Below are 26035 nucleotides of genomic sequence, written 5' to 3'. Positions count from 1 at the left end.
AAACCGTTGGTACTTCCACCGTGGGTACCACTGACAGTGTCATGCTCGTCGGTCATACTGGTTCGCATGAATTCGCTGGGCGAGTTCCTCCGATCGCGACGCGGCGTCATCAGCCCGCAGGACGCCGGCCTGACCCGCTACGGCGAGCGGCGGCGGGTCTCCGGGCTACGCCGCGAGGAGCTGGCCCAGCTCGCCGGCGTGAGCGTCTCCTACTACACCAGGCTGGAGCAGGGCCAGGCACACAACGTCTCCGACGAGGTGCTCGACGCCGTCGCCCGGGCCCTGCGGCTCGACGACGACGAGCGGTCCCACCTGTTCGTGCTCGCCCGCCCAGGCCGGGCGGCGCCCGAGCGGACCGCCCTGGCCCACGCCGCGCCACCGGCCCTGCGCCAGATGCTCGCGATGATGCCCGACGTGCCGGCGATGGTGCTCGGCGCCGCGACCGACGTGCACGCCTGGAACCCGCTGGGCCACGCGCTGCTCGCCTGGCACCTCGACGAGGCACCCAACATGAGCCGCTCGGTCTTCCTCGACCCCCGCATGCGCGAGCTGTACGCCGACTGGCCGGGCAAGGCCCGCTCGGTGGTGGCCTACCTGCGGATGGCAGTGGGCCGCTACCGGGGCGACCAGCGGATCGTCGGGCTGGTCGAGGAGCTGCTGTCGCGCAGCCCGGAGTTCGCCGGGATGTGGGCCGAGCACCCGGTGAGCACCTGCGAGACGATGACCTACGACATGGCCCACCCGGTGGTCGGGGCGCTGACGGTCAACCAGCACACGCTGCGGCTGGAAGAGATGTCCGACCTGATGCTGGTGACGTTCACCGTCGAGGCGGGGTCGCCGTCGGCGGCGGCGTTGCGGATGCTCGGCGGCATCCCCCGACGCGCACCGGCCCCGGTGCCGGCGCCTCGGCACAGCGTCACCGTCCCCTGAGCCGCCCGCACCCGCGACACAGCAGGTCATCCCCACGACGCGCCCGGCGGGCCGTCGCACACAGGCCCGCCCACGCACCCCGGACAGTGCACGCGCACGGCGGCGGCCGGCTCCCGGGGGCGGGATGAGCCGCCCGGCCGGGAACCGGCCGCCCCAGCGGGTGGAGCGCCGCCGCGCCCCACCGCGCCGGCGTCACTGCGTCCCGGCCTCCGCCGCCTGCACGGCCGCGCCCTCGTGCTGCACCCGGAACTTGTTCACCCCGGTCCACCAGTTCTCACCGGGGTTGGCGGCCTCGTCGGAGCCGTAGCGGTCGTGGTGCCGCCACCAGTCCCACGGGTGCGCCAGCTCCTCCTCCTGCCGGCCGAGCGGGGTGACGTCGAGGTAGTTGTAGGTGTTGATGAACACCTCGCCGCCCCGGTCGAACACCGAGCTGGCGTGGAAGATCTTCTCGCCCTCGCGGATGAACGAGCTGACCGCCGGCAGCTCGCCCTTGTCCATCGAGACGTTGAAGTCGTAGTTGAAGTCGCTGCCGTACGACGAGACCCACGGGATGTGGCTCCAGCCCATCCGGGCCTTGAACTGCTCGATCTTCTCCAGCGGGGCACGGGCGATCATCACGAACGAGGAGTCCCGGGCGTGCATGTGCGACAGGTCCCCGACGTTGTCGGCCTGCATCGAGCAGCCGACACAGCCCTCTTCCGCCTCCGGGGCGAACATGAAGTGCCGCACGATGAGCTGACGGCGGCCCTGGAACAGGTCGAGCAGTGTCACCCGGCCTGCGGGCGAGTCGAAGACGTACTCCTTCTCCACCGGCACGACGGGCATGGCCCGGCGGGCGGCGCTGAGCTGGTCGCGGGCGCGCGTCAGCGCCTTCTCCTCCTCCAGGAGCTTCTCCCGCGCCACGATCCACTCATCACGCGAGACGATCTGCGGAAAACTCATCGTTCCTCCCTAGACGGTCGCCGCCGGGCCGGGGTCAGGCCGGGCGACACCTGCGAGCGTGACACGGGCCCGAACGGCCGACTTCTCCGCTCGTGCCCTTCCGCCACTGGTCATGAGTCGACACCGAGCAATCCGGAAGAGGTGACGGCCCACGGGGTGTGACAGCGTCGATGGTGCCTGGCCGACACGACCCCGGTCGATCCGGTCACCCGTTGAGGAGGACACGTGCCCACGACCACCGAAGCACCCACCCGCGAGGAACTGGTCCAGCGTGCGGCGGGTCTAGTCCCGCTGATCCGCAAGCACGCGGCGTGGCAGGAGGAGAATCGTCGGCTCCACGACGAGACGGTCGCCGCGATCGAGGAGGCGGGGCTGTTCAGGCTCCGCACGCCCCGACGCTACGGCGGCTACGAGGCGGACACCCGCACGCTCGTGGCCGTCGCCACCGAGTTGGGCCGGGGCGACGCCAGCACCGCCTGGGTCACCTCGGTGCTGTGGATTCCCACCTGGCTCGCCGGCCTGTTCCCCGACGAGGCCCAGGACGAGGTGTTCGCCGTACCCGACACCCGGGTGTGCGGCACCAACAGCGTCGGCGGCACGGCCGTGCCCACCGACGGGGGCGTCGTCGTCAACGGCAGCTGGCACTTCATCAGCGGGGCCCACCACGCGCAGTGGCAGGAGATCGCGGTGGTCGTGTTGCGCCCGGACGCCGAGCCGGAGCCGATCATGGCGCTGGTGCCGATCGGCAGCCTGGAGATCGTCGACGACTGGTACACCACCGGCCTGACCGCCACCGGCAGCGTCACCACCGTGGCCCGGGACGTGTTCGTCCCGAGCAGCCACATCATCCCGATGAGCGCGGCGATGATCCCGCAGGGCCTGTCGCAGGGCAACGCCGACTCGCCCGTCTGGCGTACCCCGGCGGCGCTCAACGCGGCGGCCTCCGGCGTGGGGGCGGTCGTCGGCGTGGCGAAGTCCGCCCGCGACGAGTTCTTCGACCGGCTGCCCGGCCGGAAGATCACCTACACCGAGTACGAGAACCAGAGCGAGGCCCCGATCACCCACCTGAAGGTCGGCACCGCGCTGATGAAGATCGAGCAGGCCGAGTTCCACGCGTACCACGCCGCCGACCTGGTCGACAGCTTCGCGGCCACCGGCGCGGAGTGGACCCTCGAGCAGCGGGCCCGGGTCCGCGCCGACCAGGGCTGGGCGACCCGGCTGGCCAAGGAGGCGGTCGACATCTTCGCCTCCGCCGGTGGGGGCACGTCCATCTACCGCGACGTGCCGATCCAGCGGATCGTGCGGGACGTCAACGCGATGAGCCTGCACGGGCTGATCAACCCCGACACCAACACCGAGTTGTACGGCCGGATCGTCTGCGGCATGGGTCCGAACACCCTGTTCATCTGAGCCTTCCCCACGTGGCGGGCCGCCCGGCGCACCCCTCGCCGGGCGGCCCGTCGCACCCCCTGCTGGTTGGGCGACCACTCGTCGCCAGGCGCGCAGCGCGTTGATCCGAGCCGTCCGTGACGTCGGCAACGGTGATCCGGCCCGGCCGCCCTGACCGGCCGCCCGCAGCTCAGCCGAGCGAGCAGGGCGTCCCGTTGAGGGCGAACGAGGACGGGCTGCCGGTGCCACCGGTGTGGGTGGCCACGAACCCGATGGCGATCGCGGCACCCGGCCCGATGACGACGTGGTCGTCGAGGCCACGGGCGGTGACATTGCCGCTGGACGGCGAGTACACCGCGTTCCAGTCGCTGGTGATGCGTTGCCCGGCGGGCAGCGGGAACGTCAGCCGCCAGGAGGTGACAGTGGTCAGGCCGGTGTTGGTGATGGTGATGCTGCTGGTCAGGCCGGTGTCCCAGGTGTAGACCGAATAGCGGACGTTGCACGCGGCCCCGCTCGGCGGGGGGTTGGTCGGCACCGCGGTGCTCGCCGGCGGAGTCATGCTGGGCGGCGGAGCGCTGCCGGGCGGCGGAGTCGTGCTGGTCGGCACGGTGGCCGGCAGGCCGGTGCCGTCCAGGGCTGCGGCAAACGTCACGGCCGCCGCAGTGACACCGAGAAGGCTGCTCTTCAGTCCCATGGTGGCTGCGATTCCTCCGGGGGTCGGCGCACGGCAGCGCGACGGAACGAGGGACGCCGGACGCCGGACGCCGGTGATCGTTCGGTTCGCCTCGCGAGCACCAGCATTAATCGGTATGTTTCGATTGTCAAGCCGGCGGTGGAGCCGACGAAGGGGATCCCCTCGCCCCTGTTCGGTCTGCGGACCGCCGTGACGGTCCTTACGGCGCGTGCTCGGCGTCGGGGGCGGGGTGCGGTGGCGGGTAGGTCGGGCGGCGGGCGAGGGGTCGCTCGATTCAGGGGTGCATGCCAGGCAGATGCCCTCGCTCGTCGGCCCGTCGAGTACCTGCCGCTCGACCTTCGTCGTCATGTCCCAGGTCCGCGTGCCCCTTCCGGAGGGCACCAGCCAGAAACAGGCACTCCGACCAGCTCGCGACGGATCGACGCCGCGGATCGGTCAGCACCTCGTCGTCCAGTTCCACACCTGTCTCATCCTCGAGCCGCGAGGCCAGCGCCATCCTGTCGAATGAACTCAGGCCCAGCATCGCGAGGTCCCGGAACCGCAACGCCTCGTGCTGGATGAGCTCATCTTCGGTGAAGCTCGGCGGGCCGCTCGCGGCCAAGGCGTCGATGACCGCCGCGGCGACCAGGTGTCCGCATGCACGACGGCGCCGGTCCTCCCGGCTCATGCGTCCCCCGCCCGGACAAGTGCGATGATCTTCTGCCGATCCGGTTTGCCGACCGCGTCCGACGGCAGGCTGTCGCATCGGATGATCCGTGGGATCGGAACGTCGTCCGGCAGGGATGCCAGGCATGCTTCGAGCTCTGCCGCGTTCGGGTCGACCCCTGCCACCACGGCGTAGAGCCGCTCTACCTCGGGTCTGTCCGGGCTGGCCGTCGTCAGAAGGTGCACGGCTTCGACGCCGTTGACGCCCCGCAGCACACGCTCCAGGTGGTAGGCGTCGATGAACCGGTCGTTGAGGCGAATGGCGGGCCGGAGCCGCTCCAGGAAACGCACGACACCGTCGGCGTCGTGGTGCACCAGATCACCGGTGTGCCAGGTACAGCTGGGCGGTTCGGTGGAGTCCAGGTAGCCCTCGACGGGAGCATCCAGCTGCAGCTGCAGCTCACCAGAGTGGCCGGGTAGCGGATGGACGACCTTGACGCCCGAAACAGGTCGGCCGATCCCCCGGTTCCCGATGAACGTCCCACCTGTCTCCGATGCCCCGTATCCCCGCGTCAACTGGACTCCGAACCGCGCGCCGAATTCCTCGTCCAGTTGGTCGGAGACGGCACCGGCACCGACGAAGGCGCAACGCAGGACACGCCCACCGGGATGGCGCGTGGTCCCGGCGAGAAGTCGCGCGGCCAGTGGAGTCAGCGCCACCACCGTCGCCGCGCCGCTGTCTATCTTCCGTGCCACCGCGGACGGCCGGACCATGGGTTGTGCGTCAACAGCGCAGCCGCTCAGCAATCCGCTCATCGCCGTACCCCAGCCGAGCGAGTGGGCCAGCGGTATCGGGACGAGCAACCGGTCCTCTTGACTCAGCGACAGACCATCCTGGTAGCCGTCAGCCTCCATGAGTACGCTCGCGATGCCACGTCGCACCACTTTGGGTCGGCCGGTGCTGCCCGAGCTGACGTGAAGAACGGCAGTCGTCCCGAGTCCCTCCGGCACGGGTTGCCCCGACCGCGCGGCGTGCACTGTGAGGTCCGCCTCGATCCGAAACGAGGCGAGGCCGCTCGGCGCGTCGGAACTGCGCAGGCACGGCAGGGGAATCGCGTCGCGGCTCCACAGTGCCATCGCCGCGACAGCGACGCCCTCCCCCCGCAGATCGTCGAGCATCACGACGTCGCCCGCTCGCACACCCGCTTCGGTCAGTCGCTGGCCGAGCGCTCCGCACCGCTCCTGAAGCCCGATGGGCTGTGGCGCCCGACCCAGGATGCGAGCGGTCAGCGCTGGACGAGTAAAGGTCATCTCTCCGCAGCCGCCGCTTCCTTGCCGGTCATGCCGGACGACCCGCGCCGTCGGGCAGAAAGATCGAACCCCGGATGCCGAGGCCGGCGTTGCGGACGATCTCCTGCACGTGCTGCATCCGCACGACGAACCGATTCTTTCCGTAGATGAGGTACCGCTGGCGATCGCTCTCCGCCGTGAAGTTGATCGTCAGGACGTTGGCGCCCGCCTCCAGACCCCTTGCCTGCCCTCCGCTGTCCGCCTTCTCCAGCGCGCTCACCGACGGAATGAGCAGGTGTGGATAGCAGATGCGAAGGCATGCGATGGAGTTGAGCGCGAGGTCGAGGGAGCCGCTGGGCTGGTCCGCGAGGGGCGTGTCCGGTGCCGGGGCGAAGGGACTCACGCTACACATGTGGACGCCGAGTCGCCCGGCGAGCTCGATGTCGTCGACGATGCTCTCGATCCGCTGGCCAGGCAGGTCGGAGATGAATCCGGTGCCCACCTTGTAGCCCAGATCGAGCAGGTCCCGCAGGCTCTCCAGTCGGGACTCCAGGGTCTCCCCGCGAACCTGCTCATGAAGGGCGGCGTCGCTTGTCTCGTGCTTGAGGATGTAGCTCGTGGCTCCGGCCTGTCGCAGTTCGGAGTACTGATCCCTGGTGAGGCTGCCGAGATTGAGCAGCACCTCGACGCGGCCTCCGTAGAGTTCTTTGATGGCCGCGATCGCCTCCTTGACCGCAGCCAGCACCCGCGGCGCCTCGCCGCCCTGCAGCAGGATGACGTCGATACCGGCTTCGTGAATCTCGCGAGCTCGTTGGACGATCTCGTCGCTGCTCATGAAGTAGCGGTCGTTGTACCGGGTGTTGTCGCGGCGCATGGGGCAGTAGTCGCAATTGACGCGGCAGACATTGGTGACTTCTATTACCCCACGGAGGACGATGCTTCGCGCGAAGTGCTTGTCACGTAGGCGGCGTGCCTCAGCGAATAGTTCCTGCTGACGCGATCCGCGAGCATCGAGTGCAGCACGGATTTCCGAGGTAGAAAGCATGCTCACAGCCATTCAGGAAGTCGTCGCGCCGCAGCGCGATGGCACTGGATGGGTGTCGATTGGATGTGGCTGCCGAACAGCCAGACTGTCCGAAGTGATGCGCGTCACGCACCTCCCTCACGCGAGTCACGAACCCGCGCGTTTCCCCGTAGATGCATCTCTGCGATCACCCTAGCAGCACGAGCGAAGTTCATCGATTGATTTACCGACTTTCTTCGCACTCGACGAGCGACTGCCACACACGCCGCAGCACACTTGCCCCATCGAAGTGTGAGGATGTAGCGTCGTAGCGGTGCTGGACTCGACACCAGACCACGACGCCGCACCTATTCGTGAGGGCGCGACAGATCAGCAGACCGGCGCCGGGTATGCAGTCGCCGCATCCTTCTCCGGCGCACGCGGCGAAACGGCGCCGCTGACCTGGGGTCAACAGGGCATCTGGGACGCGATCCAACGCAACGCGCCGGGCCACTTCAACGTCGGAACGGTTGTCGCGGTACCGCCGGGGCTGAAGCAGGATGCCCGCACGATCGCGGCGGCGATCGGACGCCTGCTCGACCGGCACGAATCACTGCGGACCAGGATCCTCGCTGTCGACGGCGAGTATCGGCAGGCGGTGGAGCGCTCCGGCGCCCTGCGCGTCGAGGTCGTGGAGGCCGGAGGTTCGGGGATCCACGCGGTTGCCCACCGGCTGCGATCCATGGCGTACGACTACGCGCGGGGTGACCTCCCGCTGCGCGTTGCCCTGGTCACGAGGGGCGGCGCCATAGAGCACGTCCTCCTGACGTTGTGCCATTCCGCCGCCGACCTGCAGGGGCTGAGCGTCGTCCGGGAGGATCTCGCCAAACTGTTGGAAGGTGCGGAACTCCCCGGCCAGGTCCCGCAGCCTGTGGATCTGGCCCGGAATCAGCTGCTTCCCGCCGCGCGACGGCGTTCGGCCAGGTCCGTGGAGTACTGGACGAGGCAGATCGGGCGGGTCCGATCGTCGATGTTCACCGAGGCCGAACCGCCTCAGACCCCTGCGTTCCGGAGCGCGCTGCTGACGTCGCCGGCGGTCGGGGCGGCCGCCCGGCTCCTCGCCGCGCGGCACGGCGTCGGCGAATCCACGGTGCTACAGGCGGCCTGCGTGTGCGTGCTCACCAGCTGGACCGGTCAGCACCGGTGCCACCTGCAGTCGTTGACCAGCAACCGGTTCTGGCCCGGCCACCAGGGCATGGTGACGCACATGTGCCAGCAGGGCCTCTTCGTGCTCGACGTCTCTGCGGCGTGGACGTTCGACGACCTGCTCTCCGCGACCGACCGCGCCGCAGCCGAGGCACACTGGCACGCGTACTACCGCCAGCGGGACTTGGACGCGGCGGTGGAAAGGCTGCAAGCGGAGGACGGCGTGGTCCAACGCGACTGTTACTTCAACGACACCCGCTCTGACGGCCCGCCGGTCTGGACCGCGGCGAGTCAGCCCCAGGAAGACGAACTTGTCGTGTCGACGTCAGCAGACAGCGCCGTCGCGGTGCCCGCAGACAGCACCGACGTCCGTCGCCTGGCGGCGGAGACGTCCTTCAGATGGCAGGCCGATCCAGGGTGGCTGCAGTGCAGGTTCTCTCTCAAGATTTTCGGTCCGCCGGCTGTTCCTCGCGTTTCCCTCAGCGCCGACACCAGATACCTACCGGCGGCGCGGATCGAACAGTTCCTCGCGGACTTCGAGGGCTGTCTGGTGAGGGCGAGCGAGGATTCGAGGACCATGGCGGTCGTCCGGTAGCGGGCCATGGGCATGGCGTCGTCAGGTAGCTGCGGGTCACGGCGGTGATCAGGCCGGGTCAGCGACGGGGGGCCTGGCGGGTGGCGCGGGCGATGTCGGTCGTGCCGGTGATGCGGTGCCAGCCGGCGTCACCGAGCCGGGGCGTCACCGAACCACGGCACCACTTCAAGCCCGGTCGCGGCTTCCCGAAGGGTCGGTGAAATAGGTCATGTAGGTCGACGCGTGCGGGTTCCAACGACGTCGCAACGGGTCGTGGACGACCCGGCTCACGAGACCGACCGGGGTGACCAACAGGTAATACACCAGGGCAAGTAGAGCGGTCCCCATCAGGCTCCTTCCGACGATTGGCAGGCAGGCGAACGGCGCTAGTCCATCGGAATCCGCGAGCGCCATTCGTCGTCCTGCAACGGAGGCTGCGTCGCCTTCTCCAGCAGGTGGTCGCCGATCGCGAGCAGATCGATGTCGGTACGCATGAAGCATGTGTAGGCGTCGTCCGGCGTACACACGATCGGTTCGCCCCGGACGTTGAACGACGTGTTCACCAGGACCGGGCATCCGGTCGCATGATTGAACGCGGTCAGCAACCGATGAAAGTGCGGATTGTCGTCTGCTCGGACGTGCTGCACCCGGGCGGAGAAGTCCACGTGGGTGACCGCGGGGATCGATGAACGCGGGATCCTCAGCAGATCCAGCCCCGTGGACCGGCTCGTGGGCTCGACGTCCAACCGTCGCGCAGCGGATACGTTCGCCACCAGGAGCATGTATGGACTGTCCTGGCTCAGGTCGAAGTAGTCCTTGGCGTCCTCCGCCAGCACCGCCGGTGCGAACGGCCGGAAGGACTCCCGGAATTTGATCTTGAGGTTCATCCTGGACTGCATGTCGGGGTCCCTCGGGTCACCCAGGATCGAGCGTGCCCCGAGAGCGCGTGGCCCGAACTCCATCCGGCCCTGAAACCAGCCGACCACCTTGCCGGCAGCAAGCGCGGCGACGACCTGGTCGATCAGGGCGGCCTGACCCAGCGTCCGGTAGACCGCCCCCCGGCGCTCCAGGCTGGCCCGGATCTCGGCACCGTCGAAGTCCGGTCCGAGCAGCGCCCCGGACATCGCGTCGCGGCCGGTGCCCACGTGCACACGGGATGCGCCGCGAGCCATCGCCACGGACAGAGCCGCGCCCAGCGCTCCGCCGGCATCACCGGCGGCGGGCTGAATCCAGACCTCGTCGAAGACCCCCTCGCTGGCCAACCTGCCGTTCGCCACACAGTTGAGCGCCACTCCCCCGGCCAGGCACAGCCTGCGCTCGCCTGTCAGCTGGCGTGCGGTGCGCGCCAGCCGGAGGACCACGTCTTCGGTCACCTGCTGCACCGACGCGGCCAGGTCGAACTCGCGCTCGGTGAGCGGAGATTCGGGATCGCGGCGCGGCCCGCCGAAGAGCCGTTCGAAGCCATGACCGGTCATCGCCCGGCCACGCAGAAACTCGAACCAGCGCAGGTCGAGCCGGAACGACCCGTCTGGCTTGATGTCGATCAGGTGCTCCCGGATGAGGTCCGTGTGGCGTGGCGTGCCATAGGGGGCCAGCCCCATGAGCTTGTACTCACCCGAGTCCACCTTGAACCCGCAGAAGTAGGTGAACGCGGAGTACAGCAGGCCCAGCGAGTGCGGGAAACGCAGTTCCGCGAGCTGGCGCAGCTGGGTGCCGGTGCCGTGCCACAGCGTCGTGGTGGCCCACTCGCCGACGCCGTCGACCGCCAGCACGGCGGCGGACTCGTACGGGCTCGGAAAGAACGCCGAGGCCGCATGCGACAGGTGATGCCGACCGGTGACGATCCGCGGCGGTTCGCCCATGTCGAGGTCGGTCAGGTGGCGGCGAATGTCGCGGCGTATGGCGAGCTTCCAGGACAACCAGGACGGCAGCGTGTCGCGGAACGTCCGGAAGGCCCGGGGAGCCGCACCCGCGTAGCTGGCCAGCACCCGCCGAAACTTCAGCACGGGGTCCTCGTAGTAGGCCACGGTGGACACGTCCGGTAACGCCACCCCGGCTGAGTCCAGGCAGTACCGGACGGCAGCGGCCGGGAACGCCGGGTCGTGCCGGCGCCGGCTGAAGCGTTCCTCGTGCGCGGCGGCGATCGGGACCCCGTCGGCAAGCAGCGCCGCGGCGCTGTCGTGGTAGTGGGCGGACACCCCCAGGACCAGGTCAGGCATCGCGGCTCCGCCGGACGACCGGATCAGAACATGGGGTACGTGGAGCCGTCACCGTCGTGGCGACGCTTTTCGCGCCTGCGTGGGCGTCGAAACAGGCGGAGCAGGAAACTTCGCAGCAGGGCCAAGGCATCGACCGTCCTTCCTGTTGAGCCAGCGCTTCCGGCGCCGGCTATCGCAAGTCGCAGTGGCTGGCAAGCAGGGCGGCGACGACGTCGCAACCCCTGTCGGTCATATGCGCGCGGTCGACGAAAATCCAGTCGTCGGGTCGGACGGCATCCGCGAGCAGCGGGGCGAGATCGACGAAGCGGACCCCCAGCTTCTCGCAACCGACCCGTAACACCGCCGCATAATCCTGGCCCACCTGCGGCGGGATGATGTCGCCATAGGTTTCCCGGAAGTTGAAGACCGCATCCAGCTCGTCGAAGAGCAGTTGCTCCGGCGGTGACGGACGTTCCCGAACCCAGGTGGCAAGTGGCTGGAGGACGAACGACAGTGTCGCCCCCAACGCGTCCGCGAGCAGGCGCCACGTGCCGAGGTGCCGCAGGGTCAGGTCGGCAGCGATCTCGATCTGCTGCTCGGCCGGGGGTCTGGCGTGCGTATCGCGCTTCGCTCCGGCCTTTCCGGCATCCCGTCGCAGTCGTTGTGACAAACCAATTAGTCGAGGTGGCCGCTGCCGTTCGTGCATGATCTCGTTGAACTCGTCACAGTGATAGAACGCGCCGTGCTCGCCGCGAATACGCCCTGGCAGCCGCGCCAGTCCGAGGTTGTTGAGCCCGGAGAAGAGCACGATGTTCCGAATACCGGACAGCAGGTGCCGGTGCAGCGTGAAATTGACCAGTTCCTGAGCCGAGTTGTGAGCGCGACCGCCGAGGTTCACCCAGGCATGCTCGGGCGCGTACGCGGACCACAGCCTCGACGACACTGTCGCGGCGTCGGCGGTGGCACCGACACCGAACGCGGTGGAGCCACCGACCAGGATGTTCACCCCACCGTCCGGCTGCGGGCCTGCCACCGACACTTCCTCGGCTCCTCGGCGGGAAATGCGGAAGCCCAGCCGGTCGGTGTTGACAAAAGCAGAGCGATGGCTCGCCGGATGAAAAAACATCACGTACGGCAGCCAGCTCAACTTGCCGTCCGCATAGAAGTTTTCCATGTAGTGCATCATCTGCGGTGCGAGCGTGACGACGTGCGGTGTCATCGTTGAGCACTCCAGATGGTCGGTAGCAACGGATCGCCCCCAGCCAAAAGACCCGGCTTGGCTCCACAGGCCTCACCCCGCGACCCAGGTCACCGGCGGCCAGCATGGCAATGCTAGGCGTACGATCAAAGCCAGTCAACCCCGACACATTGATTATCGTGGCTTGATAAGCAACATACCATGCGCTAGGATCAGTCCTGGAACTGACAGAGTCAGCAGGGGGAACTTTGCCACTCAGCGATGCACAGGTACGCATTTTCCACAAGGAAGGTGTACTGGTCGCGGAGAGCATTTTCGACGACGCCGACCTCGCTCCGATAATCGACGAGTACGCGGCCTGGTTGACGGAGCGCGCGAACACTCTCCGCGCCGAAGGTCGCCTCGCCGATCTTTACCCGGACATGCCGTTCGCACGGCGGACCGCGTTGCTCCACGCTCAAGCCCCTGAAATCACCGAGCATATGGACATCGCCACGGTGCTCGGTCCGGCTACGTTTGCGTTCCTGCGGCACCCGCGCCTACTGGCCGCACTGGAACTCCTCATCGGGGCAGAGATCACCTGCAATCCCATTCAACACGTCCGCGCAAAGCCACCGGCAGATTCCACAGGCGCGAGAGATGGATTCCATGACGTGCCGTGGCACCAGGACGCGGCGACGATGTCGAATGAGGCCGACAATTCAGATATTGTCACCTGCTGGATTCCGTTGGTGGACACCACGCGACACAACGGGTGCCTCGAGGTGATCCCCCACGCGTGGCGGGGTGGGTACATCGCGCACGGCCCCGGTCCCCGGATCGCATCGGGCCACCTACCCGCCGAGGCACCACGACCAGCCCCGGTGAGACGGGGCGGCGTCGTGTTCATGCACCGGTACACACCACACCGTTCCACCCCGAACCTCAGCGACCACACTCGCTGGAGCATCGACTTGAGATACCAGCCGACCGGCACTCCCACCGGACGGCCTTTTCACCCGAGCTTCGTCGTGCAGAGCCGTCAGCAGCCGGCGGAGGTGTTCACCGACTACGCGGCGTGGTGCCAGACGTGGCGCGACGCTCTGGCCGCGACGCCGGAAATGCGCAGCCACCGGACGTGAGGCCACCACCCGGCGTGCCACTCTCGTCATCTCGGGGTGCTTGCGGGCATTCAGGTGCATCTCATGGTGAGCTCCCCGCCGTCGAGCGCGAGCGTCACGACAGCGCCCCGACCCAGATCCACCACCCGCCCGTACCGACCGTGGCCGTTGACCACTGCCGCAAAGCGACCGCAGGCGGAGGCATGCAGCCGGTACCTCAGCCGGCGGTCCATCCACGGCGCGTGCTCCGGCTCGTCGACCAGCTCGACGGTCGCCAACACCGTGAACCGGTCGTCGTCCCGGATCAAGCTCGACGATCGTGCCGTCGGCGGTGAGCGCCAGCCACCGGGAACCGTCGGTGTCGTCGATCGGAGCAAGGTCGATCACCTGCCCCCACGACACCGGTAGCGACCAACCCGGCCGGCCGACCAGCCTCGTCGCACTCCCGGCAGATCAGGTCGAGCCACCCCACGCCCGCTCGGCAACCGGAAGCACGCCACCTCCCCGCCCTCCGGTACGACGACCAGGTGGGAGCAGGCCTGGCTGACGGCCGCATCCGCCGGATGTCCGCAAGAGAGGGTCAGCACGGCAGCACACCATCCGGCCCCGTCAGCACCTGGAGCGTCCCCGATACCGCGCGGCCCGGCAATCGGCAGTGCCATCTGAGCACCGCCACTCAGCTCACCCCGGCGACCTGCTCACCCGGCTCGTCGACTACGGCATCAAGCCGGTCACCACCACCCCACAGATCCCCTGAATTCCGCCGGTCCACAGATATCGACAATCGCTCGCCGCCTCGCTGCGGGATATGCGGCGCCCACATTGTGCGCGCCGGGCACCTTACCGGAGGTCGCATTTCCGACACCACATCGACGTCTTTGTCGACTACGTTCACCTGGCAGCCCGTGCCGCCCCTGATACCAATCTGCCACCCGATGTGCGGCTACCGCGACCGCCGCCCGAGCCGGAACAGGTGCTTTTCCGGCCCGTCGCACCGGCTTGATAGCGTCGAGACATATCGATTCCTTCGGATGAGGAGGAGCGCCACGTGGATATGAGCACGCTGACAGATCTGGGTATGACCGGAGCGGCGGTACTGGTACAGGCGGCCGCGACGGACATGTGGCAGGTGGCACGCTCCGGGTTCACCCGGCTACTCGGTCGTGGTGACCCGCACCGGGAAACCGCCACGGTTCGGCGGCTGGACGCCCTGGCCGCGGAGGTGGAGCAGGCCCCGCCAGCCCAGCGCGATCAGGTACGTCAACGGCTACTGCCGGCCTGGCAGATGCGCCTGTCAGACCTGATCGAGGAAGATCCGGCCAGGACCGACGCCCTGCGTGATCTGCGTGACGAGTTGTTGACCCGGCTGCCCACTCCCCAGCAGCAGTGGATACAGAACATCACCGCGACCGCCTCCGGCGCCACCGCGCAGGGAGTGATGTTCGGCAGCATCATCAACCACCCCGCCCCGCCGGGAACTGACCCGATCGGCCCGGTGCCCGACCCGGGACCTTCCCGGTGAATATCGAGCCCTCCCCCGTTCACCAGAACGTCTCCGCTGTCGCCGGCACCGCCTACGGGGTGATCGGTGCCGACCTGCATGTCTTCGGGGACGGCACACCGCTCTATCTATTGGAGGAACACCGCCGGCCCGACCTGCCGGACCGGAGCTGGCTGCGTAAGATGCCCTCCCGGATGCTCAACGCCCACGCCTGCGTGGTCCCGTTCACCGGTCGCGAATCTGATCTCGACGAGCTGCGTACCTGGTCGGAGACCGGGCCGCGACTGGCGGTGCGCTGGCTGCACGCACCGGGGGGCCGGGGTAAGACGCGGCTGGCCGACCATCTCGCCGCCCAGGTCGCCGCCGAGGGCTGGAAGGCCGTCACCGCGGTGCCCCACGTGGGGATGCCCAGCGCCCTGCTGAGCAGCCAGGACCTGCGACTGGACCGCCACCGGGGAGTGCTGCTGATCGTCGACTACGCCGACCGTTACCCGCTGTCCACCCTGCTCTGGTTGCTGCGCAACTCGCTGCTCCATCAGGCCGGCAAGCCGGCACGGGTGTTGATGGTGGCACGCAGCGCGTCCTTCTGGCCGGCACTGCGTGCCAACCTGGACGATCCCCGGGTTCAGGCCGGCACCTCCGAGCACTACCTGGACCCGCTGCCTGACGACGAGGACGACCGGTGGGCCATGTTCACCGCCGCCCATGACAGCTTCGCCGCCGTCTACGAGATCCCCGGCCCGGCCGCCTTCCCCCCGCTCCTCGACCTGGGTCATCCGGAGTTCGGGCTCACCCTCACCGTGCACGTCGCCGCGCTCGTCGCCGTCGACACCCGCGCGACCGGGGACCAGCCACCCACGCGGATCAAGATGCTGACCCGCTACCTGCTCGACCGCGAACGTCAACACTGGGTCCGTCTGTACGAGGGCCACGTCCACGGGCTCAACCACCACACGCCCGACGATGTCATGGCCCGTACCGTCTTCACCGCCGCCTTCACCGGCCCGCTCCCCCACCCCGAGGCCACCGGGCTGCTTCGTCGGATCGAGCGGGAACTGCCCGCCGAACGGATCATCAGCGACCACAGCCGCTGCTACCCGGCCGCCGATCCCCATCGGGTCACCGCGCTCGAACCGCTGTACCCGGACCGACTGGCCGAGGACTTCATCGCTCATACCCTGCCCGGTCCCGACCACCCGGCCGAACCGTGGGCGCCCACCCGACTGGGCGAGCTGCTGCACGACCCACCATCGCCGGCGTCGGATCACTCCCCGCCGCGTACGACATCCGCGACGTACGCTTCGCGGGCGGTCACCTTCCTCACCGCCGCCGCGGCCCGCTGGCCCCACCTCGGGCCCGCACACCTGTACCCACTCCTGTGCGACCGGCCACAACTCGCGATCATCGCCGGCAGTGCCACCCTCAGCACCCTGGCCGGCATACCCGGTGTCGACCTCACGGCGCTGGAAGCGGTCGAGGCGCTGCTGCCCGCCGACCGACACGTCGACCTCGATGTCGGTGCCGCCGCGATCGTAGACGTCCTCACCACGCATCGGCTCACCATGACCGACGATCCGGCGGAAGAGGCCCGCCTGCACGCCACCCGCTCCTGGCGCCTGGCCAACGCCGGCCGCTACGCGGAGGCCCTGGCGCCCATCGAGGAAGCCGTGGCGATCCGCCGCCGGCTGGCCGACGCCGACCGCACCACCCATCTGCCCGCCCTGGCCAGATCGTTGCACAACCTGGGGCAGGTGCTGTCGGAACTGGGCCGGCGGGAAGAGTCCCTCGTCCACAGCCAGGAAGCCGCGGACACGTACCGGCAGTTGGCCCGGACCGATCCCGCCACCCACCTGTCGCACCTGGCGAGAACCTTGCACAACCTCGGCATGGCGCAGGGCGGCCTGGGCCGGCAGGAGGAGGCCCTGGGGCTCGCCGAGGAGGCCGTGACCATCGGCCGCCTGTTGTCCGACATCGACCCGACCGCCTACCTGCCCGACCTCCCCGGGCTGTTGAACAGCGCCATCAAGGTCCTGGTGGAGTTGCGGCGCCACGAGGAAGCCCTGGGGCTCGCCGAGGAGGCCGTGACCATCAGCCGCCGGCTGACCGACGCCGACCGCACCGCCCGCGGGCCCGAGCTGGCGAGATCGTTGCAGAACCTCGGTAATGCCCTGGTCGAACTGGGTCGGCCCGAGGAGGCCCTGGTCCACAGCCAGGAAGCCGCGGACACGTTCCGACGACTGGCCGAGACCAACCCCGTCGCCTACCTGCCCGAGCTGGCAAGGTCCCTGGTCGCCCTCGGCAACACCCTGGTCAAACTCAGGCGGCGGAAGGAGGCCCTCGCCTACACCCAGGAAGCGGCGGACACGTTCCGACGACTGGCCGAGACCAACCCCGTCACGAACCTGCCCGACCTGGCAAGGTCCCTGAACGCCCTCGGTGAGGTGCAGTCCGAGCTGGGCCGGCGACAGGAGGCCGTCACCCTCTTCAGGGAAGCCGTGACCATCGGCCGGCGGTTGACCGAGGCCGACGACGACGCCTACCTGCCGCACCTCGCGAGGCAGCTGGGCAACCTCGGTTCAGCGGAGGCGGAGCTGGGTCGTCAGGAACAGGCCCTCGTCCACCTTCGGGAAGCCGTGGACGCCCATCGACGGCTCGCTGCGGCCAGCCCCGCCGCCCATCTGGGAAACCTCTGCACAGCGCTGCACAACCTCGGCGTGGTCCTCGACAGGCAGGGTCAGTCGGACCAGGCCCTGGCCTGCGCCGAGGAAGAGGTGACCATCGCCCGGAAACTGGCCCGGAGCAATCCCACCGCCCACCTACCCGACCTGGCACAGTCGCTGAACAACATTGCTGGATTCCTGGCCATCCTGGGGCGCAACGAGGAGGCCCCGGGGTTCGCCGAGGAAGCCGTCGCCGTCACCCGACAGCTGGCGGAGAGCAATCCCACCGCCCACCTACCCGACCTGGCACAGTCCTTGAACAACCTCGGTGTGTTCCTGTCACTGGCGCACCAGCGCGAAGGCGCTCTCGCCGCCTGCCGAGAAGCCGCGGACCTGCACCGGCAGTTGGCCGAGACCGATCCGGACGCTTACCTGCCACACCTCGCGCAGTCGCTGTACAACCTCGGTCTCCGGCTGGCGGAGCTGGGACGGCGGAACGAGGCCCTGGCCCCGGCCGAGGAGTCGGTCACCATCTACCGGCAGGTGGCGCACACGAATCCGGCGATCTACGGACGCAACCTCTCGATCGCGCTGGCGGCGTACATGCGGGTGAGCAGGGGGTCTTGGTCCGGATGAGACACCTCCGCACGTCACAGCCTCCGGGCGACGATGCTGGCGGCAGATCTGGCCGCCAGCACGATGGTCGGCTATTCGCCGAGGTCGTGGGGTGAGTTGGCTGGCGGATCTATCCGAGCAGCGTCGCCGCCGTGTACAGGGTGGCCAGGGACAGCGTCGTGGTGGCCACCACCGCCCGGTTGGCCACCGTCTCGCCGACGCCGTACTCCTGGGCGAAGATGAACGTGTTCTGCGCTGTCGGTAGGCCCGCGCACACCACCACGGTCAGCAACTGCGGCGCGGACAGGTGCAGGGCGAGTCCGGTCGCGTACGCGATGACCGGTTGTGCGACGAGCTTCAGCGCGGTGATCACGGCCAGGGCGGCGAACTCGGCCGGCTCTGCCCGGGTCGGCGCGGTGCGGTGCAGCGACGCGCCGAGGGCGATCAGGGCGGCGGGAACCGCGGCGCCTGCCAGCAGGGTGAGCGACGCGTCGGCCGCCGACGGCAGGCGCAGGTCGGCAGCCGAGCAGCCGACGCCGAGCAGCGACGCCAGGATCACCGGGTTACGGACCGGCAGGGAGGCGATACGGCGGACCCGGACGCGCCCGGCCGGGTCACTGTGCCGGTCCAGGGCGGTCAGGATCACGGGCGTCACCACGAGCACCTGTAGCAGCACCACCTGCGCCAGGAACGACACGTCGCCGAGGACCTGGGTGGCGATCGGGATGCCGAGGTTCGCCGAGTTCACATACCCGGCGGCCATGCCCCAGATCGGCCACTCGCCGGGCTGGCGTCCGAACAGCCTGCCCGCGCCGACCCACCCGAACCCGACGACCACGGCCGTGCTCACCCCGAAGGCGAGCAGCGGACGGCCGGCGAACCCGGACAGCGGCATCCGGGACAGGGCCAGGAACAGGGCGGCCGGCATCGCCAGATGAAACACGAACCGGCCGAGCACCGACGCCACCGCCTCGCCCAGCAGGCCCCGACGACAGGCCGCGTAGCCGACCCCGGTGAGGATCCAGATCGGCACGAACGCCGACACCAAGCTCATTCGTGCTTTACCGGCGGGCGTCGCGGCTTGCGCCGGTCGGCAGATACACCGACGCCCGAGGTGCGTGCCGAGCCGCCGGGCAATCGAGTGTCACGTGCTTCCAGGCACCGGTCGCTGGTCACGGCGGTGTCGCGGAGGTGCGGTCGGCGGCGGGGGTCACGACGCGGACGCCGGGCCAGCGTTCGACCGGGCGGTGGCGGGCGAGTCGTTGCCGCGAGATCTCCGGGTCGACCCTGGCCGGGTTGCGCCGCCACACCCCGTCGAGCAGGTCGTCGAGGCCGTACGGCGCACACACCGCGAGCTGGTCGTCCGCGTCGAGGCGTACCGCTACGGCGGTGGCGTACTCGGGCCAGGTCGCGACCGCGTCGGCGACCGTGTGGAACGGGGCCACCGGGTCGCCGCCGTACTTCGCCGGATACCAGGTGTGCACGGCGGCCTGGTTCTTCGCCTCCCACGGCAGCTGCGGCCAGGCCGCCACCAGCCGGGCGGTGGCCCGGTCGTCGTTGGCGCGGGTCAGGTCCGTCGGGTCGAAGAAGACGACATCGACGTCCCGTACCGACGAGGGGTCGAAGCCGTCGCCGTACCGCTCGCCCCAGACGAGGTCCCGCACGGCACCCGCGCCGATCCACGCAGCCGGCAGGCCGCAGCCCCGGACGACGTCCAGCGCCCGGTTCCACCACGGGCTGGACCGGACCAGGGCCCGCAGCTCGTCCTCCCGCACCATCCCAGCCTAGGGCGGTCGAACCATCGTCTGCATGCACCCGTGCCTCGGGTGCGTGATCCCGTCGCAGGATCAGGGCGTGACGGAGAGAAGGTCGGCGTCGTGGCCGGGCGGTTGTGTCGACCACCAGGAGGGGATCGCCGACGACGAGACGCGCGCCTTCTATACCCGTCTCATGGACGAGGGCGGGGCGATGCTGTGGGGGCGCGTCACCCACGAGATGACGGGAGAGCTACTGGCCCGCCGTCGCCTGCGGCGACGGCGGCCATGCGCGAGTGGGCGGTCGAGCTGGAGGCCAACCCAGTTACGTGGTGTCGTCCACGCGTCAGGACTTCCCGTGGGCCAACAGCCACCACATCGCCGGCGATCTGCGCGAGGGCGTACAGAAGCTCAAGGACACGACCCCGGGCGGGGTCCTCCTCGGCAGCGACCCCGCGTGGCGGATGCGTAACCGATTGACCCACTCGGCGGCCGGCGACCCGGCAAGCACGTCGCCCTCCCGGTCGACACGATGGCGACCCGGCAGCAACCATCCCTTGGCAATCACGAACACGTTCGCTACGATCACGTTATGAGTCCCCGCCGAGCCCCCGTCAGCCGCCGCGACCGTCCCGCCAAGCCGCCACTCAGCCGCGCGGGCGCCGTCGCCGTGGCGTTGCAGATCATGCGGGAGGAGGGCCTGGAGCGGGTGACGATGCGCCGGTTGGCCGCCGAACTCGACACCGGCCCGGCCTCGCTCTACGTCTACGTGCAGAACATGGCCGAGTTGCACGGCGCGATCCTCGATGAACTGCTCGCCGACCTTCGCCTGCCCGACCCGGCCGGCGCGGGCGAGACCTGGCGTGGTGAGCTGATCCGGCTGCTTACCGGCTACACGCAACTGCTGCTCGGTTATCCGAGCCTGGCACGGTCGGTGCTTGCCCTGCGGCCGTCGGGCCCGCACTACGTGCGTCTGATAGACACGCTGCTCGGGCTGCTCCACGAGGGCGGCGTGCCGGTGGCGCAGGCGGCGTGGGGCGTGGACCTGCTCCTCCAGCACGGCACGGCCACGGCCGCCGAGCAGGGTGTGCGCGACGAGGCCGTTGAGGCGCAGGACGAGCAGGACGCGTTCGTCGAGGCGTTGAACGATGCCGCCGACGCCGACTGCCCGAACATCGCCCGGGCCCGCCACGACCTGTTCTCCGGCACTGGAGGGCAACGCCTGACTTGGATGTTCGACGCCCTGATCACCGGTATCACCACCGTCGCGGTGCCCGCACAGGAGCCTGCGGCGAGCTGACCCGGGAACCTCTCCTGCCGTGACCGGCGGGAGGATTGCGACACCCGCGAAGAACATGTTCGTCAGGAACAAGTTCTTCAGCGTTCATCTCGGCCCTACCGACGAACCGGCACGCAAGAGATCTTGGAGGAAGCCATGACCACCACACCCATCACGATCGTGGGAGCCGGCCTGGGCGGCCTGACGCTCGCCCGTGTGCTGCACGTTCACGGTATCCCGTCGACCATCTACGAGCTTGACGCTTCACCGCAAGCGCGTACGCAGGGCGGGATGCTCGACATCCACGACTACAACGGCCAGGTCGCGGTCAAGGCCGCCGGACTGTTCGACGAGTTCCAGAAGATCATCCACCCGGGCGGTCAGGCGACCCGGATTCTCGACAAGCACGGCACCGTGTACACCGACGAGCCCGGCGACGACGGCGACGGTGTCGGCGGCCGGCCGGAGGTCGACCGCGGCGATCTACGGAAGATGCTGCTCGACTCGCTGCCCGAGGGCACGATTCGCTGGGGCAGCAAGGTCACCGCAGTGAAGAGCCTGGATGACGGCAAGCACGAGCTGACCTTCGCCGACGGCTCGACCGTCATCACCGGCCTGCTCATCGGCGCGGACGGCGCCTGGTCGCGAATCCGGCCGCTGCTGTCGGACGCCAGGCCCGCGTACACCGGGATGTCGTTCATCGAGGTCGCCCACCACGACGCGGCTGAGCGGCATCCCGGGCCGGCGAAGACGGTCGGCGCGGGCATGTTGTTCGCGCTCGATGCCGGGCAGGGCTTCCTCGCTCACAGCGAGACCGACGGGAGCCTGCACATCTACACCGCGCTGACCAAACCGGCGGACTGGGTCGACAGCGTCGACTGGACCGACACCGACAAGGGCAAGGCCGTCCTGCGGGAGGAGTTTCACGACTGGGCGCCGGAGTTCCACGCCCTGATCAGCGAGGCCGACAGCGCCCTGGTCCCGCGGACCATCAACGCCCTGCCCGTCGACCACCGCTGGAACCGGGTCCCCGGCGTCACCCTGCTCGGCGACGCGGCCCACGTTATGTCTCCGTTCGCCGGCGAGGGTGCCAACCTCGCGATGCTCGACGGCGCCGAGCTCGGCAAGGCCATCGCCGCCCATCCCGGCGACATCGAGGTCGCGCTCGCCGCGTACGAACAAGACCTGTTCCCGCGCAGTGCCGAAGCCGCCGAAGAAGCCGCCCGCAACCTGGAACTCTGCTTCGACGACCGGGCCCCGCACAGCCTGCTCGACCAGTTCGCCGCCTACGCGGAAGCCCAGTGACGATGACCGGGCAGGTAGTCACGCCGCGTCCCGGCCCGGGTTCGAAGCCGGGTGTCCGGATGGCATGGCACCAACCCCACCGCCCCACCGCCGCTGGGGCGACGTCCGGCGATGTCGGCGGTGTCGCGGCCCGGTGGACGCCCACGGACACCGCACCAGCAAGCAGTTGGCGATGCCGGTGGGGTTCCGTGCCGTCGCCCGTGCGGTAGGAGTGGGGGTCAGGCAGCGGGTCGGGGGGTCCGCGACCACCACGGCCGCACCACCACACCCATTCCGTCCATCATGGACAGCTTCGCTGTACAGCTCATCCCGGTTCCGACCTGACGCGATGTCCCGAGACAGCCGCTGGAACGCGACGCCCTACGCGATCCGGGCGGGCGTGTCGGTCATGACGTTGCCCGGCACGACCCCCTGTCCTCCCGACTCGGTGTGGAGGCCAGTTCGGGAGAGAAGGTGCATTCGGCACCGTCGCGACGGATGGTGAGAATCCGGAAGGTACGGTCTTGATCTCATATCCGAGCCCGTCGCACGTCGTATGAGGGCACCTGGTCCCGACACGACGAAGTCCACCTCGGCCGACGGTGTGGTCAGCGTGCTCATGCCGGACCGCTCATTGCCGGACCGCTCATGCCGGACCGCTCATGCCGGACCGCTCCCTGCGTCGACGCGGACCCGATCGTCGGCGTCCCACCGCACGACCCGCCCGGCCCCCAGGACGAGTTCGCCGCCCCGCCACCGCTCGCGCAGCATCCGGTCGTGCGAGACCACGACAGCCGCTCCGGTGTAGACCGCGAGGGCGGCCTCGAACTCCTCGACCAACGCCAGGGACAGATGGTTCGTCGGCTCGTCGAGCAGCAGAAGGTCGACGTCGTGGTCCAGCAGGCGGGCCAGCGCGAGCCGACGCCGTTGCCCCACCGACAACGCGCCGACCGGGGTACGGAAGTCGGCCGGCCGGAACAGCCCGAGTGACCGTAGGCGGTCCCCGTGCTCCTCCATGGTGCCCACCCGTCCCTGGCCGAAAGCGGTCAGGAGACTGACGTCCGCACGGGGCGAAGGCACGTCCTGGGGCAGGTATCCGATCCGACCGTGGCGGTCGATCGTGCCCCGGTCAGGGCGCAGCCGATCCGACGCCACCTGGAGCACTGTCGACTTCCCCGCCCCGTTGGGGCCCGACACCAGCAGTCGCTGGCCGGCGTACAGCACCAGTTCGTCCAGGTCGAGCCGTCCGTCGACCCGTACGTCGCGCAGTTCCAGCACCGGCCCCTCGCAGTCGTCGGCGTCCAGCGGAGCGTGCAGGTGCAACGGCTCGGGCGGCTCGGGCACCGGCTCGGCCCGCAGCCGTTCGAGCCGCTCGGCTGCGCTCCGGACCCGGGTGGAGATGGACTCCTGCACCCGCCTGCCGTCGCCGTTGTACTTGCACTTGTTGTGGTCCTTGATCGCCCGGCCGGGCGCCACCCGGTAGGCGGTGGTCGCACCCCACTCCGACCAGTGCGCGCTCTCGCCCACCCACTGCGCGTACGCCTGCTCCCAGCGCTGCCGGGCGGCACGCCTCTCGGCGAGATAGCTGGTGTAGCCGTTGCCGTACCGGTGCACCGTCCGCCGGTCGCCGTCGACCTCGACGATCGCGGTAGCGACCCGTTCCAGCAGCAACCGGTCGTGGGTGACGACCACGACCGTACCGTGGTGACGCCGCAACCGGTTCTCCAACCAGGACACCGCCTGCTGGTCGAGGTCGTTCGTCGGCTCGTCGAGCAGCAGCAGTTCCGGCTCGGCGGAGAGCACTCCGGCCAGGCCGAGCCGGGCGAGCTGACCGCCGGAGAGCGTGCCGAGCCGACGGTCCCGGTCGAGGTCGCCGATGTCGAGTTTGGACATGGCCGCCTCGACCCTGGCGTCGGCACGATATCCGTCACGCAGTTCGAAGGCCGTGCGCAGTGTGCTGTAGTCGGCCATCCGCTCGGCCGAGGACCCGAGTTCCCGCTCGGCGACGGCGATCCGCCGTTCCAGATCGCGGATCTCGCCGAGCGCGGCATCGATCGCGTCGCCGACGGTCGAGTCGTCCGGCAGGTCGAGCACCTGTCCCAGGTGCCCCACCCCGCCGTCCGCCAGCACGATGACCTCGCCGTCGTCCGGATGGTCCCGGCCCGCGATCAACCGCAGGAGCGTGGACTTGCCGGAGCCGTTCTCCCCCACGACGCCGACCCGTTCGCCGGGCGCGATGGTGAGCGAGACGGCGTCGAACACGCGGCGGTGGGCGAACGACTTGCTGACGTCCCGGAGTGTGAGCTGAGCTGACATGGAAACCTCCGATCGCCGGGCGCGGAGGACCGAACATCCCGTGTTCAGCGATCGAACCGGGGTGTGATCCGCGCGCGAGGGTTGTCGATTCAGACGATCTTGCCGCTGACCAGGGAGAGCTCGGAGCCTCCCCAGCCGCGCCGCAGCCAGCGGTCGTGCGAGGCCACGACCACCGCGCCGGGTGCCGTCCGGAGCGCGTCCTCCAGCTCCTCGACCAGGCTCAGGGAGAGATGGTTGGTCGGTTCGTCCAGCAACAGCACGTCCGGTGGTGTGGCCACCAGCAGCGCGAGCGCCAACCGCCGCCGCTGCCCGACGGAGAGGTGACCGAGCGGGCGGTCGACGTCACACGGAGCCAGCAGACCGAGCTGCGCCAGCGACACCGCGTCGGCGCCGGCCGCAGCGTCGTACACCTGCCGCGCGGTCTGTTCGTCATCGGGGAAGTCCAGGCGTTGCTGGGCGTTGCGCACCCGCCGGGAGATCTGCCGCTGCACCCGGCCGCCGTGCCGGTCGTACCCGATCCTGTTGTTGTCCTTGATGGTCCGCGCGTGGTTGACGGCCCGCGCGGTGGTCCGCACGGCCTCGCGGAGTTCTTCGAGCTCCTCCTGCTCGGCCGCGTACTGCTCCTCCCAGCGGATCCGCTCCCGACGCTTGGCCGCCAGGTATTCGGTGTACGCGCCGCCGGAGCGGGTCACCGTGCCGCGGGTCGGGTCCAGGTCGACGATGTCGGTGCAGACCTCGTCCAGGAACATCCGGTCGTGCGAGGCGACGACGACCACCCCGGGCAGTCCGCGTAACCGCTGCTCCAGGAAACCGACCGCCTCGTCGTCGAGGTGGTTCGTCGGTTCGTCGAGCAGCATCGCCTGCGGCTGCCGGATCAGCAGGGCGGCGAGACCCAGTCGGGAGCACTGGCCGCCGGAGAGCGTGGCGAGCGGTCGCGACCGCTCCGTGTCGGCCAGCCCGAGCCCGGCCAGCACGAGTTCGGCTCGGCGGTCGGCGTCCCAGAGGTCGTGGTCCTGCGCCCACTCCAGCAGGTCGCCGTAGGCGGCGAGCACGTCGGCGTCGTCCGGCCGCCGTTCCAGCTCCCCGGTGAGCTGCTCAAACCCGGCCCGGGCGGCCCGCAGCTCGGCGAGCGAGTCGTCGACGACATCCTGCACCGTCGCATCCGGCGCGAACGGCAACTCCCGCCGCAGGAAACCGCTGTCGGCGGGGCGCTGCACCTCACCGGCGTCGGGTTCCTCCATCCCGGCCAGCAGTCGCAGCAACGTCGACTTGCCGACGCCGTTCTCCCCCACCAGACCGATGCGCTGTCCCGGGGACGCGGACAACGACATCCCATCGAAGACCTGCCGGTCACCATATGATTTCGCCACATCACGGGCATACAGAAAGACCCTCTTTGACACTTGGACACCTGCCACCAGAAGAGATCGAACCTGAAAGGCGATTCGTATCCGGAT

20 protein-coding genes and 1 pseudogene are annotated in these 26035 nt (G+C 69.3%); 9 read left to right on the top strand and 12 right to left on the bottom strand.

The window, feature by feature from the left end:
- Nucleotides 1-66 precede the first annotated feature (66 nt).
- On the top strand, nucleotides 67-930 hold the full coding sequence (locus OHQ87_RS05435) for a helix-turn-helix transcriptional regulator (protein ID WP_328345499.1): 864 nt from the start codon (nucleotides 67-69) through the stop codon (nucleotides 928-930).
- A gap of 192 nt (nucleotides 931-1122) precedes the next feature.
- On the opposite strand, the gene OHQ87_RS05430 is transcribed toward OHQ87_RS05435, so the two are convergent.
- A complete protein-coding gene (locus tag OHQ87_RS05430) occupies nucleotides 1123-1872 on the bottom strand; it encodes a DUF899 domain-containing protein (protein ID WP_328345497.1) in 750 nt (249 codons plus the stop codon).
- A 225-nt stretch (nucleotides 1873-2097) separates the two neighbouring features.
- Here OHQ87_RS05430 and OHQ87_RS05425 point away from each other — a divergent pair, with 225 nt between their 5' ends.
- Nucleotides 2098-3282 (top strand): acyl-CoA dehydrogenase family protein, encoded by a 1185-nt coding sequence (locus OHQ87_RS05425; RefSeq protein WP_328345496.1) that lies wholly within the window; start codon nucleotides 2098-2100, stop codon nucleotides 3280-3282.
- 169 nt (nucleotides 3283-3451) lie between these two features.
- Here the strand turns inward: OHQ87_RS05425 and OHQ87_RS05420 are convergent, their stop codons facing one another.
- The 4 genes from OHQ87_RS05420 to OHQ87_RS05405 all read right to left on the bottom strand — a co-directional run bounded on the left by OHQ87_RS05420 (nucleotide 3452) and on the right by OHQ87_RS05405 (nucleotide 6947).
- Entirely contained in the window at nucleotides 3452-3955 is a 504-nt protein-coding gene (locus OHQ87_RS05420) for a cellulose binding domain-containing protein (protein WP_328345494.1), read from the bottom strand.
- Between the two features lie 274 nt (nucleotides 3956-4229).
- Nucleotides 4230-4622 carry an acyl carrier protein gene (locus OHQ87_RS05415; RefSeq protein WP_328345493.1) on the bottom strand — a complete coding sequence of 131 codons (393 nt, stop codon included), beginning with the start codon at nucleotides 4620-4622 and terminating at the stop codon, nucleotides 4230-4232.
- Complete coding sequence (locus tag OHQ87_RS05410) at nucleotides 4619-5779, bottom strand: AMP-binding protein (RefSeq protein WP_328345492.1); 1161 nt, start codon at nucleotides 5777-5779, stop codon at nucleotides 4619-4621. The genes OHQ87_RS05415 and OHQ87_RS05410 overlap by 4 nt, the downstream gene beginning before the upstream one ends.
- Nucleotides 5780-5939: 160 nt before the next feature.
- Nucleotides 5940-6947, bottom strand: coding sequence for a biotin synthase BioB (locus tag OHQ87_RS05405; protein WP_328345491.1), 1008 nt, complete (start codon nucleotides 6945-6947; stop codon nucleotides 5940-5942).
- A 280-nt stretch (nucleotides 6948-7227) separates the two neighbouring features.
- Between OHQ87_RS05405 and OHQ87_RS05400 the strand changes: the two genes are divergently transcribed.
- Nucleotides 7228-8694, top strand: a complete 1467-nt coding sequence (locus OHQ87_RS05400) for a condensation domain-containing protein (protein ID WP_328345490.1) — start codon at nucleotides 7228-7230, stop codon at nucleotides 8692-8694.
- A 365-nt stretch (nucleotides 8695-9059) separates the two neighbouring features.
- Here the strand turns inward: OHQ87_RS05400 and OHQ87_RS05395 are convergent, their stop codons facing one another.
- Nucleotides 9060-10892: a carbamoyltransferase family protein gene (locus OHQ87_RS05395; RefSeq protein ID WP_328345489.1), complete on the bottom strand. Its 1833-nt coding sequence runs from the start codon at nucleotides 10890-10892 to the stop codon at nucleotides 9060-9062.
- Nucleotides 10893-11061: 169 nt separating this feature from the next.
- Nucleotides 11062-12090, bottom strand: a complete 1029-nt coding sequence (locus OHQ87_RS05390; protein WP_328345487.1) for an Inducer of phenazine A — start codon at nucleotides 12088-12090, stop codon at nucleotides 11062-11064.
- A gap of 227 nt (nucleotides 12091-12317) precedes the next feature.
- Here OHQ87_RS05390 and OHQ87_RS05385 point away from each other — a divergent pair, with 227 nt between their 5' ends.
- Nucleotides 12318-13190, top strand: a complete 873-nt coding sequence (locus tag OHQ87_RS05385; protein WP_328345486.1) for a phytanoyl-CoA dioxygenase family protein — start codon at nucleotides 12318-12320, stop codon at nucleotides 13188-13190.
- Between the two features lie 50 nt (nucleotides 13191-13240).
- Here OHQ87_RS05385 and OHQ87_RS05380 read toward each other — a convergent pair whose 3' ends face one another.
- Nucleotides 13241-13477 (bottom strand): hypothetical protein, encoded by a 237-nt coding sequence (locus tag OHQ87_RS05380; RefSeq protein WP_328345484.1) that lies wholly within the window; start codon nucleotides 13475-13477, stop codon nucleotides 13241-13243.
- Nucleotides 13478-14223: 746 nt separating this feature from the next.
- Here OHQ87_RS05380 and OHQ87_RS05375 point away from each other — a divergent pair.
- Entirely contained in the window at nucleotides 14224-14691 is a 468-nt protein-coding gene (locus OHQ87_RS05375) for a hypothetical protein (RefSeq protein ID WP_328345482.1), read from the top strand.
- Nucleotides 14688-17966, top strand: a complete 3279-nt coding sequence (locus OHQ87_RS05370) for a tetratricopeptide repeat protein (protein ID WP_328345480.1) — start codon at nucleotides 14688-14690, stop codon at nucleotides 17964-17966. The genes OHQ87_RS05375 and OHQ87_RS05370 overlap by 4 nt, the downstream gene beginning before the upstream one ends.
- A 109-nt stretch (nucleotides 17967-18075) precedes the next feature.
- Here OHQ87_RS05370 and OHQ87_RS05365 read toward each other — a convergent pair whose 3' ends face one another.
- Nucleotides 18076-18999, bottom strand: coding sequence for an AEC family transporter (locus OHQ87_RS05365; RefSeq protein WP_328345479.1), 924 nt, complete (start codon nucleotides 18997-18999; stop codon nucleotides 18076-18078).
- A 118-nt stretch (nucleotides 19000-19117) separates the two neighbouring features.
- On the bottom strand, nucleotides 19118-19720 hold the full coding sequence (locus OHQ87_RS05360; protein ID WP_328345477.1) for a nucleotidyltransferase family protein: 603 nt from the start codon (nucleotides 19718-19720) through the stop codon (nucleotides 19118-19120).
- Nucleotides 19721-19799: 79 nt separating this feature from the next.
- On the opposite strand from OHQ87_RS05360, the pseudogene OHQ87_RS05355 reads away from it, so the two are divergent.
- The 3 genes and pseudogenes from OHQ87_RS05355 to OHQ87_RS05345 all read left to right on the top strand — a co-directional run.
- Nucleotides 19800-20148, top strand: a pseudogene (locus OHQ87_RS05355) (dihydrofolate reductase family protein); the annotation flags it as partial.
- 143 nt (nucleotides 20149-20291) lie between these two features.
- Nucleotides 20292-20999, top strand: coding sequence for a TetR/AcrR family transcriptional regulator (locus OHQ87_RS05350; protein ID WP_328345475.1), 708 nt, complete (start codon nucleotides 20292-20294; stop codon nucleotides 20997-20999).
- A 135-nt stretch (nucleotides 21000-21134) separates the two neighbouring features.
- Entirely contained in the window at nucleotides 21135-22283 is a 1149-nt protein-coding gene (locus OHQ87_RS05345) for an FAD-dependent oxidoreductase (protein ID WP_328345473.1), read from the top strand.
- 639 nt (nucleotides 22284-22922) lie between these two features.
- On the opposite strand, the gene OHQ87_RS05340 is transcribed toward OHQ87_RS05345, so the two are convergent.
- On the bottom strand, nucleotides 22923-24578 hold the full coding sequence (locus OHQ87_RS05340; RefSeq protein ID WP_328345472.1) for an ABC-F family ATP-binding cassette domain-containing protein: 1656 nt from the start codon (nucleotides 24576-24578) through the stop codon (nucleotides 22923-22925).
- Between the two features lie 89 nt (nucleotides 24579-24667).
- Nucleotides 24668-25981, bottom strand: coding sequence for an ABC-F family ATP-binding cassette domain-containing protein (locus tag OHQ87_RS05335; RefSeq protein ID WP_442930684.1), 1314 nt, complete (start codon nucleotides 25979-25981; stop codon nucleotides 24668-24670).
- Between the last annotated feature and the right edge of the window lie 54 nt (nucleotides 25982-26035).

The organism is Micromonospora sp. NBC_00421 (genome assembly GCF_036017915.1).
GTDB lineage: Bacteria > Actinomycetota > Actinomycetes > Mycobacteriales > Micromonosporaceae > Micromonospora.
This window is presented reverse-complemented; position numbering and strand designations above follow the sequence as displayed.